Annotated in this window: 13 protein-coding genes; 1 reads left to right on the top strand and 12 read right to left on the bottom strand. The window is 36.1% G+C overall.

The features are described from left to right. Positions 1–77: 77 nt before the first annotated feature. Positions 78–1,730, top strand: coding sequence for a PAS domain S-box protein (locus tag MKX67_RS05210; RefSeq protein WP_342488981.1), 1,653 nt, complete (start codon positions 78–80; stop codon positions 1,728–1,730). 162 nt (positions 1,731–1,892) lie between these two features. On the opposite strand, the gene MKX67_RS05205 is transcribed toward MKX67_RS05210, so the two are convergent. The 12 genes from MKX67_RS05205 to MKX67_RS05150 form a co-directional block, all read right to left on the bottom strand. After that, a complete protein-coding gene (locus MKX67_RS05205) occupies positions 1,893–3,074 on the bottom strand; it encodes a toxic anion resistance protein (protein WP_095370331.1) in 1,182 nt (393 codons plus the stop codon). Next, a complete protein-coding gene (locus MKX67_RS05200; RefSeq protein WP_095370332.1) occupies positions 3,071–3,727 on the bottom strand; it encodes a 5-bromo-4-chloroindolyl phosphate hydrolysis family protein in 657 nt (218 codons plus the stop codon). Before MKX67_RS05200 ends, MKX67_RS05205 begins: the two co-directional genes overlap by 4 nt. Before the next feature lie 298 nt (positions 3,728–4,025). Continuing rightward, entirely contained in the window at positions 4,026–5,468 is a 1,443-nt protein-coding gene (locus tag MKX67_RS05195) for a PAS domain S-box protein (protein WP_095370333.1), read from the bottom strand. Positions 5,469–5,529: 61 nt separating this feature from the next. Further along, positions 5,530–6,453, bottom strand: a complete 924-nt coding sequence (locus MKX67_RS05190; RefSeq protein ID WP_095370334.1) for a ketopantoate reductase family protein — start codon at positions 6,451–6,453, stop codon at positions 5,530–5,532. 140 nt (positions 6,454–6,593) lie between these two features. Beyond that, a complete protein-coding gene (locus MKX67_RS05185; RefSeq protein ID WP_095370335.1) occupies positions 6,594–7,151 on the bottom strand; it encodes a class D sortase in 558 nt (185 codons plus the stop codon). Between the two features lie 572 nt (positions 7,152–7,723). Then, positions 7,724–8,551, bottom strand: coding sequence for an STAS domain-containing protein (locus MKX67_RS05180; RefSeq protein WP_095370337.1), 828 nt, complete (start codon positions 8,549–8,551; stop codon positions 7,724–7,726). A 116-nt stretch (positions 8,552–8,667) separates the two neighbouring features. After that, positions 8,668–9,933 (bottom strand): dicarboxylate/amino acid:cation symporter, encoded by a 1,266-nt coding sequence (locus MKX67_RS05175; RefSeq protein WP_342488980.1) that lies wholly within the window; start codon positions 9,931–9,933, stop codon positions 8,668–8,670. Positions 9,934–10,075: 142 nt separating this feature from the next. Then, positions 10,076–10,993 carry a phosphotransferase gene (locus tag MKX67_RS05170; RefSeq protein ID WP_095370339.1) on the bottom strand — a complete coding sequence of 306 codons (918 nt, stop codon included), beginning with the start codon at positions 10,991–10,993 and terminating at the stop codon, positions 10,076–10,078. Positions 10,994–11,212: 219 nt separating this feature from the next. After that, positions 11,213–11,932, bottom strand: coding sequence for a glycerophosphodiester phosphodiesterase (locus MKX67_RS05165; RefSeq protein WP_342488979.1), 720 nt, complete (start codon positions 11,930–11,932; stop codon positions 11,213–11,215). A gap of 4 nt (positions 11,933–11,936) precedes the next feature. Next, positions 11,937–13,262 carry an ABC transporter substrate-binding protein gene (locus MKX67_RS05160; protein WP_341054523.1) on the bottom strand — a complete coding sequence of 442 codons (1,326 nt, stop codon included), beginning with the start codon at positions 13,260–13,262 and terminating at the stop codon, positions 11,937–11,939. A gap of 22 nt (positions 13,263–13,284) precedes the next feature. Next, positions 13,285–14,097 carry a carbohydrate ABC transporter permease gene (locus MKX67_RS05155; protein ID WP_095370341.1) on the bottom strand — a complete coding sequence of 271 codons (813 nt, stop codon included), beginning with the start codon at positions 14,095–14,097 and terminating at the stop codon, positions 13,285–13,287. After that, positions 14,094–15,020: a sugar ABC transporter permease gene (locus tag MKX67_RS05150; RefSeq protein WP_095370342.1), complete on the bottom strand. Its 927-nt coding sequence runs from the start codon at positions 15,018–15,020 to the stop codon at positions 14,094–14,096. Before MKX67_RS05150 ends, MKX67_RS05155 begins: the two co-directional genes overlap by 4 nt. Positions 15,021–15,022: the final 2 nt, after the last annotated feature.

Genomic DNA, 15,022 nt, shown 5'->3' with positions numbered 1-15,022 from the left:
CTTTAATGGCAAAATTTTTCATAATCGATTACTATAAAGTATAGTGATTATTTGTTTTACAGAACAGGAGCATAGATATGAAAACAAAATTCTTAATCTTCTTTTTTTTAGGAAGTATCATTTGGGTCATTTCAACAAACCTACTCATTAGGGAATTTCATACATCATCCAACTTAATCTCCATGATACATATAAAAGAAATTTTATATATCTCCTTTACAACTTGTCTCTTCTACTATTTTATAAAAAGAATTGAAGAACTAAATACATCCAAAGAAGATAAAGAGAGATTATCCACACTTATTAATGCAATGGTCGATTTCGTAAATTTTAAAGACGAAAAAGGGAGATGGATCGAAGCAAATAAAGTCGCCCTTGAACTATTTAATCTTGAAGAAGACCAATATCGAGGAAAAACAGATATTGAACTCGGCGATCAAGCAAGAAGTTTTTACAAAAACTCCTTCGCTCATTGTATGATTTCAGATGAGGAAACATGGGATAGTGGAAAAATTGCGAGAATCGAGGAAAATATATTACAACCCGATGGAACAAAGAAGATATTCGACACAATTAAAGTTCCTCTTTTTCATGAAGACCGAAGTAGAAAAGGGCTTGTAATTATCGGTAGAGATATTTCCGAAAAAAAGAGATTGGATGAATTATTACAAGAAAGTCAACAGCAATATAAATCGCTGTTTTTGTACAGCCAAGATATGATCGTCATGATGGATTTATCCGGACGGATTACTCAAGCAAACCCCCAATTTAAGGAGATAACCGGTTATCAGCCAGAAGAAGTACTCCAACAACCCATCACCCACCTATTTCCTAAAGACTTACATGATGAATTATTTAAAAGTCTTGAACACATACGACAAACGAATCAACATATACAATGTGAGATGGCGATGAACCATAAAAATGGTCCTCAAATCATCTTAGAATGTACAGCTGTGCCTATGATTATCAATAATAAACAAGCTGGTATTATTTGTTATGGGAAAGACGTCACAAAGCTACGATTAGCTGAAGAACAATTAAGAAAAACGGAAAAATTATCTGTAGTTGGTGAACTATCAGCGAGTGTGGCTCATGAAATAAGAAACCCACTCACTTCGTTAAAAGGATTTGTACAAGTATTAACGACAGAAGACAGTAAACATGAATTTTATTATCGCATTATGGAAGAAGAATTGGATCGCATCAATCATATTGTTAGCGAACTATTACTACTAGCCAAACCACAAGAGATTAAATTCATTCAAGCAGATATCTATGAATTACTCCATAATGTCATTTCACTATTAAAAACGGAAGCATCACTCCATAATATCCAAATTCAATTAAAGTCATATTTACGTACGCAAATTTCTATACTGTGTGAACCTAATCAACTTAAACAATTATTTATCAATTTAATTAAAAATGCTATTGAAGCCTCAACTGACGGAGACGGTCAAATCATGATTTCATTAGAAAAGGAAGAGGATACTGCTATCATAAAAATATCTGATAATGGCGATGGCATGTCTCCAGAATTATTAACAAAACTCGGAGAACCTTTTTATTCATCCAAAGAAAAAGGTACTGGTCTTGGTTTAACTGTCAGCAATAAGATAGTTCAAAGCCACAATGGTTCCATTCATTTCTCAAGTATTTTACATGAGGGAACAACAGTAACTGTCAAGCTACCGATACAAATCGCTTCGCGTGTCCCAGTTGGATAATGAAAAAGCCAAAAGCCGGAACATTGGTATTTTGCTTGGCTATTCTTTAGTCTTTAACATAAGTATTGATCCTTTCTAGATATGCCCTTTCAGTTCAATTATTCTTCCACTCAAAAAGGCACAAACAAATACTAAATTAGCATTTGTTCGTGCCTAATGACATTATTTATCTTTTACTTCTAATAGTTTTAGCCTCAAGTCGTTTTCCATATGGGCTAGATCACTTTCCGCTTGTTTTCTTTTATGTCGACCTTCTTCTTGGATGCGCAATGTTTCTTCAATCGTTTCGACTAGGTTTTGCTGGGTTTTCTTTAATGTTTCTATATCTACTAAACCGCGTTCGTTCTCTCTCGCTGTTTCTATAGTGTTCATTTTTAGCATTTCTGCATTCTTCAATAGTAAGTCATTCGTTGCCTTTGAGACATGCTTTTGCGCTTCTACTGCATGGCGTTGGCGAATCAAAGTTAAAGCAATAGAGACTTGATTCTTCCATAATGGAATAGCAGTCATAATGGATGATTGTATCTTTTCTACTAGCGCTTGATTTGTATTTTGGATCAGTCTAATTTGTGGCGCACTTTGGATGGTGATTTCTCGACTTAACTTTAAATCGTATAAACGTTTATCCAATCTTTCAGCAAATTGGACTAAGTCATTCACTTCCTGTACTTTCATTTGATCCTGTGATGATTCAGCTTTCTTTTTTAGATCCGGAATCGATTGTTCTCTCATTTCCTCGAGCTTTAGTTCCCCTGCAGCGATATAAATATTTAAGGCATGGAAATATTCTTTATTGCTTTCATACAGCTTATCTAGCATAACAATGTCTGAGAGAAGCAGGTTTTTACTTCGCTCTAACTTCACACTGATGCGATCAATTTGTGCGCCTACCTTTTGATATTGCGACAATACTTCATGGACAGAACCTGAAAGCTTGCCAAATATTTTTGAGAAAAAGCCTTGTTTTTCATGCTTTAAATCATCCGGGTTCACTTCATTAAATTTTTGCATAAGTTCGCCCAAAATTGAGCCTACTTCGCCGACATCTTTTCTTTGCACATGGTCAAGCATCGCATGTGAAAAATTGAGTAACTTTGATTGAGCAGGCGTACCATATGAAATCATAGCTTGATGATTACTTGGGTCGATTTGTTCAGCTAATTGGTAAGCTTTTTGCCGGTTTTCCTCTGGAATGACATCAATCAATTTTACACGACTAGATGAGTCCTCACTTTTAACCTTTGTGACTGTCTCGTCGTCATTACCAAAAGGGTCCGCTAAAAGATCATCCAATATATCTGCACCAAGGGTAGGTTGATTTGACGTATTTTTTTCTTTTGTCATTTTAATCGCCTACTTTCATCATTCGTTTTCTCATCTTTTAATTTCTTAATGTTATGTTTGGCTACATCTATTTCATAATGAAGATCATCAATATCATTCGCTAGCACTGAACGTAAATCCTTATCTACATGAACCATTAGCTCTTGCAAAGTTTTTCTGGTCTCTGTTAATGATTGCTCAAGTTCCCAATCTTTCTTCGGTTGTGAGGAAAGAAAAACATATTTTTCAGCGAGTTCTACCGCTGAATCCAAATGCGAATAGAAGAATGATTCAGCTTGATAAAAGCGTCTCGGCTCCTTTTGCACAAGCTGGTAAATCCTTTTTGTCACTTTAATAAAATCTTTACGTTGACGACCAGATGGCCAATGGCGAATTGCCATTAAAGCACGATGTAAACGACTCATCTTGATTCGGGCATCATCTAAATTATCTTGGATAAAACGAAACTCTTTCCGCTTGAGTCCCTTACTTTTCATCCAACGATGGACAATAATTATTCCACTCAACCAATACGTAAATACACCCACACCAGCACCAATTAGTCCACTCATCCAAAAACCGTAATTCATAAAAAAGTAGCTAATTAACCATGTCAACACAGACACAGGTACAGTGATAAGTATCCGTAGAAAAAACACATAGAACGGGTTCAAAATTATCGACTCCTGACTTTACCGCTTATACTATTTACGTAATTCGTCTTATTTAAGTTTCAAAATAAGTGAACTTATTTTTACTTACCCTTACAGTATAAGAATACAACATTTGAAGGAGTTTTTTCCATGGACTAAGATTGTAATTCCAACTAAGCCTTAAGTCTTAAAGCAAATATTTACAAAAAAACTCGCTTAAATAGCGAGAAAGGCTGAAATAATGATCAAATATAAAAAAATGCATTTTCAAAATATTAATGCATTCATTTATGTATCATTCTTAAAACGATGAATCCTTTTATGAATAGCCTAGTTCAACGGTTACTATTGTACCGCCACCTGGTTTACTATCAATCTTCATCGTTCCATTATGCTCTTGGATAATTTTATTGCTAACAGTTAGTCCTAAACCGATTCCTTTATCCTTAGTAGTATAAAAAGGGGTACCTAAATAATGCAAACGATCTGAGCTTATACCTATACCCTCGTCTTTAAAATTTATTCTTACTCTTTTATTTCTTAATACTTCTATAGCTATAATTACTTCTCCACCATTTGGCATTGACTCTATAGAGTTTTTTAAGAAATTAATAAATACTTGCTTTAATTGATTTTGATTACAAAGTAATTCAATTTGTTGATCTGGCTTTAAGAATCGAATTTGAACATTACACATCATGGCTTGTGGGTGAAGAAATTTGAATGTAGCTTCTAAAATCTCATAAAGGTCAAAATAATCATAATCAACTACTTGCGGCTTAGCTAAAGACATAAATTCGTTGACAATTCCGTCAATACGCTCTAGTTCATGAGAAATAATTGATAAATACTCTTTCTGTTTATCTTTCTCCTCCATATAATGTAATAGTTTTGAGAAACCCTTTAACGATGTCAGTGGATTTCTGATCTCATGTGCCACACTGGCCGCTAGTTGACCAATAATGGATAGGCGATCTAAATTTCTTAGAGCATCATCATTTTTCACACGATCAGTGACGTCCCTACCGACACAAACATACAATTGAATTTCATTAAATTCATTAAAAATCGGAGAAATATTAGACTCAATATATATGATATTCCCACTACTCGTTTTCATGCGTGATTGAAGAATTTGGGATTCTCCGGTATCATTAATTTTTTTATACAATAATTCACTGTACTCTCTTTCTTCTTTATTCATATGATCCATTACACCTTTCCCCAGATAGGTGCCTTTTTCCAACCCTAATAATTCCTCAAAGGACGGGGATACATAAATAACCTTCTTATCTAGTCCGTACAGTAAAATTAAATCTGACGTATGCTCTGTAATTAATCGACTGATTCCTAAATTATTTGAGACAATATCCTCTATACATTCAGAATCCGCCAATTCTTTAATAAATGTAATCCCACCAGCAATTTGCTCTAACGAATCATAAATGGGATAATGCGATAATTCCAAATTAATAAGATGGCCATCTTTATGAATACCCTTTGCTTCCGCTTTATCTTGAAAGGGCTTTAATATATTGTCCTTCTTCAACCGCAAATGAGTATATAAATTCGTACCAAGTGCATCTTGTTCACGGTAGCCCAATAAGTCCGTATACGATGGATTAATTTTATTTATCCGATGATTTATGCTTGTCAAAACGATAGCTGCAGATGTATGGTTCATTAATAAGTGAGTAACCTCAATTGGGTAAACCACCTTTAGGCTACTATGATTTTGAAAAAGCGCATCATTCTTTGACATAGAAACCTCCAAACTTCCTCTAACCCAGTTTATTCTACAATTTTATTTCTTTTCAGTGGTCTTAAACTGAATGACTATCAATATGTTGAATGTTTTCATATAACATTTGATTTGTGGTTGGTTGTGCTAGCTTGTGCTTTTTATACAATGCTATTACCGTTCCCGCAAAAAGCTCCACTTCACTTTTCCTTCCAGCCTCGACATCTTGTGCCATAGACGGCTTACCCTCTGCATTTAATTGATTGAGAACATTTAGCCAATACGATAAGTCATCTTCTGTTAAAGTGACCCCTTCATACTGTGCTATACGGATCACTTCTCGCATTGCTGCAATCATCGTTTCTCTCGGCTCTCCCTCTACTTGAATTGTTCCATAATTCCCCCGATAGACTGCAACTGTCTGATTCACACCCACATTCAACATGAATTTGCCCCACTGTCTCTTTATCATATTAGTATCTACTTCATACGGAATACCTGTGCGATCGAAAAATTCAGCTACTTCCTTTGTCATTTTTGATGTCTCACCAGCCTCCTGATCGCCAAAACAAATCATCCCCATATGATGATAGCTTAGTATATTGTTTACTTTAACAGCATCCATCCCTTGGGCTACGCTATATAAAACTTTGTCTTCTCCAAATACACTACCTAATATGCGTTCACTTGAAATCCCGTTTAATAAAGAAAGAATGATTGTATGCTCATTGACAATTGGCTTAGCTAATTCAATGGCAGCATCCAACCCATCTGCTTTAACTGAAAAGATGAGTAAATCAACTGGTTTTTTTATACTTTCTGGTGTTCTATAATCAAAATCGCAAAACTGTTGGTTTGCATAAACTCCTTTCTCTTTATATTTTTTCACTCTTGCCTCATCAGCAACAAATGTAAGTGCACCTTTTGGTAATGAAAGGTTCATTTGGCTACCGAAAAGAACGCCCAACGCACCCAATCCAATAAAAGAAACTGATTGAATCCCCATTCATCTAACCCTTTCATACTTTTATTGAAAATTTTATCACAAAATTCTAAAAAAATAAGGGGCTAGAGAAAGTTAGTTTAATAATTTTATATGAATAAGGATTTCTTACCTATTTATTGCTCTATATTTTCGTCTTAAGACTATTTAACTCGCTCGGCATAAATAATATATCTCTCAGGTGCATCTCCCACAAAACTAAAAGGGTAACAAGTAGTAACAATTAATTCTTCTTCTGTTTGTTGCAATGTAATGACACTTGTATCTTCTTTATCGACAATTTTTGTTTTAGTAATTTTATAATCAAATTCTCCATATGGTACTTTTATAGTGAAAATATCATTTAATTTTAACTTGCCCATCCCTCTAAAGACAGTGTCCCTATGACCTGAAAGTACAATTTGACCTCCTTCATCGGGATATAAACTCCCTAAATAATGGCCAACTCCTTTAGCCAGATCATCTGCATCAACTCCCTCAATAATGGGTAATTCTGCATCAAGCTTCGGTATCAAAAGTATCCCTGCTGCTTCTCCTTTTTTCGGCAAATAAGCTTCTGCCTTTTTCGCCCCTTCAGCTACCTTTGCCTTGGCCACTTGTAATGACTGGGATTCCTTCACATTACCAGCAACAATTGTCCAAACACTAAATCCGATAAATAATAAACCAATAAACATCATACTAAGACCGACTTTTTTCAAGCTCGTCTACACTCCATTCAAAAACGAATTATTCTACTAAATCTTAATTCCAGTATATAGTAAATCGCTAGTAATCTGGTAGCAATATTTTATTTTTTCCACCCGCTGTAAATAATAATAATTACGATTTATATTTAAAAAACTGCATACCAAAATATAGTCAACAAGTGCACAAAAAGACACTACACTTTCTGGAACATTGAATAGGATGGATTAAATATCCTTACTTATGAAGCTGGTAATCAGGTGGTTCGGTATTCGTTCAAACGAGTGGATGGAGATCAAGCCGCACCAAAGTTTGTGCAATTTAGTGACCATCGTATTTATCCAACACCAAGCGCTCATTTTCATATGTATCTAGGTAATGACATCAGAAAACTCTCCTAGAAGAACAAATGGGCCAACTTATGATCCATCAGATTTGGGTGGAGAAGAAATTGTTCACGATCGTACATTAAGACCTAAATGATATATAAAAGCTAGGTTTGTAAGAGAAAAGAAAACAGGTTTACTCACTATGAAACTAAAATAGAACACGAAAAATTTTTCGTGTTCTATTTTAGTTTAACTATTTATAATGTCTTTGTATGATGAATGGCTTGTGCCAATGAAGAATAGATTTTAATATTACGGAAATTAATACCTAATTGAACAGCTGTTTGCGCAATTTCTGGTCGAATACCTGAAAGACTGGCGACGGTACCAATTAATTTCAAGCCATCTATAACCTGAAAAATTTGAGCAGCCACCATTGTATCTATGATTGCTACGCCAGATAAATCAATTACAAGCTCTTCAATTTGCATATCGTTACATTGTTCGAGTGTCTTATCAAAAATGACTTGAGCACGATGAGTATCAATATCTCCAACTAGAGGGAGAATAGCTACATCCTGTTTAATTTTTATTACTGGTGTACTAAGTTCAATAATCATCTCTTGCTGTGCTTTTAACATACGATTAGATTCTTCGATATTTCTTCTACTAAATTCACTCATAATTTTTCTAAATGATTGCGAAATCAATCGATTAAGCGTGTTAACCTCTTTATGTGATAACACTGTCGTTGATTCTTCAATATAATTTTGAACTACATCGAAATATTGTTCTTGCACACTAAGAAATTCACTAATGATTTCATCTAAGGGCGTGCTTAAATGGGCAGGGTCCTTTGCAATAGAAGTAACCCATTCATCGAATGCTTCTGTTGGTGCCTCAGATTCTGTGTTAAATAACTCTGCAAAGATTTCATGGAATGCATGATTTTGTTTCTTTAATATAGTAATTTGAGAATCGTCTGTTGTGCTATAGACACCATCTTTACTCTTATCTAATTCCGCATACCAATTCTCTGTTAAATCCCAAGTTTTCTCCTTAAAGTACTCGTAAAATGATTTCATCCGCATTTTCTCCTAATCATCAACATTGTCAGTATCACTTTCCCCAAAATATGATACCAGAATTCTTATACCCAATCACCTAAAACTATAAACCTATTTTTATAAATTTTTTTAAATTAAACTGTTTTTACATGGAACGCCTTTTTCAACCAATCTTTTCCCTCTACTAATCTACTAACCATCATCGCGCACACCGTATTACCTGTTGAGTTCAGAAGTGTGGCTGGCGCATCAATAATTGTACTGATCACAGCTATAATCGGCAGTACTTCAGGCGGAAATCCAAATACACTCAAGATGAGCATTTCACCAATTAATCCCCCACTAGGTATCGCTCCCATAACCGCACCTACTAAAAAGGCGACTGCAATGATACTTAATATTGTTGGCAGATCTGTCATACTTTGCCCAAACAAGCTAAATATAAAAACAATCTTAATCACGCCACCAAAAACTGAGCCATCTTTATGGGTGTTTGCTCCTAATGGGATAACTGTTTCAGCTATATCTTTAGGTACGCCCATTTTCTTCGTCGCGTCAAGATTAACTGGAATACTTGCCGCGCTTGAACATGTTGCAATTGCAGTCACTGAGGGTGAAATCGCATTTTTCCAAAATACACTGATTCCCTCTTTCCCACCAGCAATAAAGGCATACAATGTGAAAAAGCCAAAATAATAGACAAGTGTTATACCTAGATATAAAACAAAAGCACGAACATACCCACCTAAAATCTGCGGTCCTAATTCACCAATGATCGTTGCAAAATAACACCCTAGACCAATCGGCGCATAATACATAACAATCTTTACAATTTTCATCATAATATCTGTGCCTGATTGTAAGAAGGTAGCCATTGGTCTGCCTTTCTCACCTACTAGTGCGGTAGCCAAGCCAAATAAGATTGCGAAAACAATAAGCTGTAACATATTGCTCTTAGAGAATAAAAGATGAAAATCATTAACAGTCACCGTCTCAACTAGTTTTGCAAGTAACGAAATATTCTCAGTTTCCTCTTCTGCCACTTCCGCCTCATCCATCATAGCAATAATACTTGAAGTATCCGTATCTTTTAATGGATCGAATAGAGAGGTACCTGCGAATCCTAATACAGCAGAAACGACTGCTGTTAAAAAGAAAACGAGGAATGTACTTCCCATAATTTTACCTAAACGTTTCATCCCACTAATATTCGCAATAGCCGATGCTATACTAAAAAAGACGAGTGGAACAATAATCATAAACATTAAATTTAAAAATAAATCTCCAAAAGGTTTCACAACTGATGTCGCAGGCCCAAACACTACCCCTGCTATACCGCCAATAAGAATAGCAGCTAATAACAAAATAGTCGTACGATAGGTCGAAAATAACTTCTTCATTATAAAAAACTCCTTCCTCTCTTATTTCATGACACAAAAAGAAAACTCACCCATTGGCGAGTTACTAATGGTAGCATTCAAATGTTCTAACTAAATTGATAACCCTTGTATTTTAGCGTATTTTCAACCTTTAAGCTAGCTATTAATGATTGGAAATGAGATTCGCTAACCCTACTTTCGCTTCTCTTATAATGCCTTCATCCTGTTTATCCATCCCATAAAAAAGTAAATAGCACATCACATGCAGCCCTCTGAACATAGCTAACGATTCCGTTTCTTTATCAATTTCACCATAAATAGAAAAAAAGCTTTCCCTCATATATGATGGAACGAACGTATAAGCAACAGCTAAATCAACCGCTCGATGGCCAAGATGCATATCCCCAAAATCAATTACACCTGCAAGTCTTAAATTATTACAAATCAGAAAGTTGCGGAAATAAAAATCCCCATGAACCAATGTATTCCTTGCCGTTACACTCGTATTTATTGCTAGTTGAATAATGGCTAAAAAAGGTTTTCGGGAGTCAATAACTTCATTTGCCTCCATCCATTCTAATCGTTGAATAACTTCTAGTTTTTTTGCATGAACGTCTAGCCTGCCAATTTCATCCCCTATGATTCCAAGAAAATGACTACTTGGTATTTGATGAAGGGCTTTTAAAAATAAGGCAATGTCCTCAACGATAGCGCCACGATCTTTCACGCTTATCTCTCGTTCATTGGTAGAAACACCCTTAATCAACGGATAACCTGTGAATGGGTATGGAAACTTACTACTTGGTTGACCAATATATATAGGTGTAGAAATTTGAATATTACTGTGTAAGTGTTGCTTTAATTGTGGTAACCATCTATTTTCTCTTTCTATTAAGGGTACAGCAATTTTTCTTCGTGGGAATCTAAAAATGACCGATTCATTTACAACGAAGACTTTATTATCCCATCCTTCACCGCTCTCTTTAATAGAGACAGGTTCAAGTATCGGAAACTGTTCCCTAATTATTTGTTGTGCTTCGTCTATAGTAACTTCAACATCGCTATCCCATATCGCAGACAAATTTCAGCCCTCCTCTTTAATAACAGTTTGCTATTTACACCTAAATCCTATATTATCACACTAACTAAAGCTTCCTTATTTATGCTTGTAAAACTTCAATTTTAAACTCCTGAGTAATAGTTCTTTTAGACACGAAAAATTCCCCTTTAACAGTCAGATTTCTTGAAAAATTTGACTACTAAAGGGGAGCATACAATCACACTACACCTGCTTTACTTTTTATTTAAGTTGTTCCGGTACGTCTGTCATAATGACCTCGACACCTGTTTCAACTAATTGTTCCTTTACTGCTCTTTCGTTTACCGTATAGACACGAAGAGGAAATCCTTTTTCTATCGCATCTCTTCCATAAGTAGAAAGAGCGAAACTTGGTTGACAATGAATGGCATCGGCACCTATATCCCTTGCTACTTTAATAGCATCCTGTTTCACACCAGCAATTAAATAACCAACCGAGATATTCGGATTTATCGCTTTTACTTTCTTTAAACTAGGTGCATTAAATGAAGAAATAATTACTCGGTCTTGTAATTGGTACCGATCAATCAAATCTAAAACTTTTCTTTCCATCCCCTCATAAGCAATGATATCGTTCTTTAATTCTATATTTAATGTAAGGTCATTGCCCTCCTCTAAAAGCCACTCTAATACTAGTTGAAGTGATGGTAAACCCTCGCCGATAAAATTAGAAGAAAACCATCCTCCTGCATCTAAGCCAAGGAGTTCGTCTAAAGTTAAATCTTTAACATAACCCTTGCCATTCGTAGTACGATTAATTTGTTCATCGTGAATAATGACCAGGTGGCCGTCCTTACTCATTTGCACATCTAATTCGATTCCCTCAACTCCAGCATCTAAGGCTGCTTGGAATGCAGTCATTGTATTTTCAGGAAAGGTACCACTCATTCCACGATGAGCAAAAATAGAAACTTCCTCCACCCTCTCACTGACTCCCATTTTTTCTGTTCGCTGCCTCTAATGACTGATCTATTTCTGCTGCAGCACGCTCCAATGCTTCTTTCGGTTCAACACCTTGATATAGGCTTTCCATTGCGCTCACAACTTTTTGACGCGCTTCTGGGAAGACAGAAATTAATGCCCCTTGAGTCGCCTCAGATGGAATTGTATTTTTCAACTGATCAACTGTTACTTTTAGCTGTGGATACTTCTCCCACTCTTCTTGTACAAGCGGTAAGTCGTAGGCTGCTGGGTTAATAGAAAAATAACCTGACTTTAAATGCCATTGTGCCTGTACTTCAGGTGTAGTCACATACTTCATGAACTCCCATGCAGCACGCTGTTTTTCCTCATCAATATCTTTCGCCATCCATAAAGAAGCGCCGCCAATAATTACCCCTTGTCTGTCTACTCCATCCGGTACAGGTAAATATCCTGCGCCAACCTCAAACGGTGCATTATCAACTGTAGCTCTAATACCTGCTGATGAATCTAGATACATAGCAATTTTGCCAGATTGGAAAGCAGCCCGGATATCATCCCAATTTTGTCCAGTATTATAGAAGGTACCTTCTTTATGCATCTCACTAATTAATTCAAAGACTTTTAGTCCTTCTTCACCGTTAAATACTGCCTTTTCCGCATTACCAGTGCGTCCGTTATCATTATCAACAAATAATCCACCTTGGACCGCGATTAATTCCTCAATAAACCAGCCGTAATTTAAAATTGAAAAGCCCACCTGGTCATCGTTCGTTAATTTCTTAGCCGCCTCTTTTAATTCACTATACGTCTCAGGCGCTTTCTCTGGATCTAATCCAGCTTCTTTAAAAGCATCTTTATTATAAATAAGTACCGGAGTGGATGAGTTAAATGGCATGGAATATTGCGTGTCATCTACAGAATAATAATTAGTGATATTCTTCTCCCATTGATTCATATCGTATCCTTCATCATCAATAAATTTCTGCACTGGTTGTATTTTCCCTGAATCAATCATATATTTCGTCCCGACTTCAAAAGTTTGCATGATTGCTGGTGCATCTTCTGTTCCAGCTACCGTATTAAACTTCGTAATCGCTTCTTCATATGTCCCTTGAAAAACTGGTGTCACTGTAATCTCATCTTGTTCCGCATTGAAACCATCAGCTACTTCTTGCACAACACGCTCAAGCTCGCCACTCATCGAATGCCAAAATATCACTTCTGTTTTTCCATCTCCACTAGCTTCCTCTGTAGTTGCTGAATCATTTGAACATGCCGTCATGAATATGAGCATACATAAGATACTGACCACCCAAAGCTTCTTCATTCTTTTCATCCTCTCCCCACTTCTACTTTATTGCTCCTCTAGTTAACCCTTCCTGTAAACGTTTTTGACCAACAAAGATTAATAGTAAAGTTGGCAAAATGACGAGCATCACCCCTGCCATTACCACCCCCCATTCAGACGCAATTTCTTGTGTTTGCATCTGCTTTAAGCCAATTTGGACGGTCCTTACCTTTTCATCATTCGTGACAAGCAATGGCCATAAGTACATATTCCAAGCCGTCAAGAAGCAATAGATTCCAAGCGTAATTAAACTTGTTTTCGAAATCGGCAAGACAACCGTTAAGAAGAACTTAAAGCGACTCACCCCCGAAACCTGGGAAGCTTCATATAATTCAATAGGAATCGTCTTAAACTGTTGTCTAAGCAGAAAAGTCCCAAAGGCCATAGCGAAGAAAGGAATCGTTAATCCTGGAAAACTATTTAACCATCCTAGTGACTGTATCGTTTGAAAGTTTGGTACCATCGTCGCTTCCCAAGGAATCATCATCGTGGAAATAAAAAGCATAAACAAAAGGTTTTTCCCTTTAAATTTTGTAAAAACAAAAGCGAAGGCCGCTAAACTGCAGAGTAGTAATTGTCCCAACATAATGACTGTGGATACGACCAAGCTGTTAATCAAATACCGCAGTAATGGAACCTTTTCGAAAGCATGAAGGTAATTGGTTAGTGTGAAGTTTTCTGGTATGAGCTTTCCTTGCAGAACTTCTCCCCCTTGCATAAAACTAATCATAAAAGCGTAAACAATGGGGAAAAACATGATAAAACCTGAGAGAATAAGGACTAAATATAATAAGATCTTCTTCCCGATTGTCATTGATAATGCACCTTCCTCTCACCGAGCTTGAACTGGATCACTGTCAAGATGAAGACACATAGAAAGAGAAGAACCGCCTGTGCGCTGGCAGAGCCAATATTATAGTTAATGAAGGCATCTTTATAAATGGAATACACAATCACATTGGTCGAATCGATTGGTCCTCCCTTTGTCAAAATATCGATTTGCCCAAATGACTGAAATGAATTAATCATCGTCACTGTAAGAACAAAGAAAAGTGTTGGTGATAGCATTGGGAGTGTGATTTTTCTAAAGGAATAAGAAGAACTTACCCCAGCAATTCTTGCGCTTTCATATAATTGGGAATCGATATTTTGTAACCCCCCTAGCAAAATGAGGAACGTAAACCCTGTATTCATCCAAATCGTCGCGATTGCGACTGAGAGCAAAGCAGTATTCGGATCTAATAAGAAATGCATATCAGCAAAACCAAAAAAGTTTAGTATTTTGTTTGCTATACCAATCGATGGGTTATAAATAAACATCCATATGACTGATGAGGCAGCTACACTCATGCCCATCGTTGAGGAAAAGATGGTTCTAAAGAAACCAATGCCTTTCAATTTCTGATTAGCTAGTAACGCCAAAGCAAGAGCGAGAATCACGCCAACTGGTACCGTGTATAAAACAAATAAGAAAGTGGCCTTAGCACTTGTTAAAAAACTAGTTGAAGAAAGCAATGTGGTAAAGTTTTCCCAACCCGCAAAAGACAACGGTTTTCCTTGTGTATCAGTATAGAAAAAGCTCAAATATACCGTCCTAACCATCGGATAAAATAGAAAAATAATAAATAAAATAAAAGATGGTAGTACATATAACCAGCCCTCTAAAGATGCAAGGGAAAATCGATTTTTTCTTAGAGATGGCCGCTTTGGGTCAACGTTCATATTAAGTGATGGCATAA

Origin of the sequence: Cytobacillus sp. FSL W7-1323, assembly GCF_038595015.1 — a bacterium.
Classification (GTDB): domain Bacteria; phylum Bacillota; class Bacilli; order Bacillales; family Cytobacillaceae; genus Cytobacillus; species Cytobacillus kochii.
Note: the sequence above shows the minus strand (reverse complement) of the source record. Positions and strands in the feature narration are given on the sequence as shown.

What these genes read in the sequence shown, in the direction of transcription:
- MKX67_RS05210 (WP_342488981.1), top strand. Translation starts at nt 78, where the DNA reads ATGAAAACAAAATTCTTAATCTTCTTTTTTTTAGGAAGTATCATTTGG.
- MKX67_RS05205 (WP_095370331.1), bottom strand. Translation starts at nt 3,074, where the DNA reads ATGACAAAAGAAAAAAATACGTCAAATCAACCTACCCTTGGTGCAGAT.
- MKX67_RS05195 (WP_095370333.1), bottom strand. Translation starts at nt 5,468, where the DNA reads ATGTCAAAGAATGATGCGCTTTTTCAAAATCATAGTAGCCTAAAGGTG.
- MKX67_RS05190 (WP_095370334.1), bottom strand. Translation starts at nt 6,453, where the DNA reads ATGGGGATTCAATCAGTTTCTTTTATTGGATTGGGTGCGTTGGGCGTT.
- MKX67_RS05180 (WP_095370337.1), bottom strand. Translation starts at nt 8,551, where the DNA reads ATGAAATCATTTTACGAGTACTTTAAGGAGAAAACTTGGGATTTAACA.
- MKX67_RS05175 (WP_342488980.1), bottom strand. Translation starts at nt 9,933, where the DNA reads ATGAAGAAGTTATTTTCGACCTATCGTACGACTATTTTGTTATTAGCT.
- MKX67_RS05160 (WP_341054523.1), bottom strand. Translation starts at nt 13,262, where the DNA reads ATGAAGAAGCTTTGGGTGGTCAGTATCTTATGTATGCTCATATTCATG.
- MKX67_RS05155 (WP_095370341.1), bottom strand. Translation starts at nt 14,097, where the DNA reads ATGACAATCGGGAAGAAGATCTTATTATATTTAGTCCTTATTCTCTCA.
- MKX67_RS05150 (WP_095370342.1), bottom strand. Translation starts at nt 15,020, where the DNA reads ATGCCATCACTTAATATGAACGTTGACCCAAAGCGGCCATCTCTAAGA.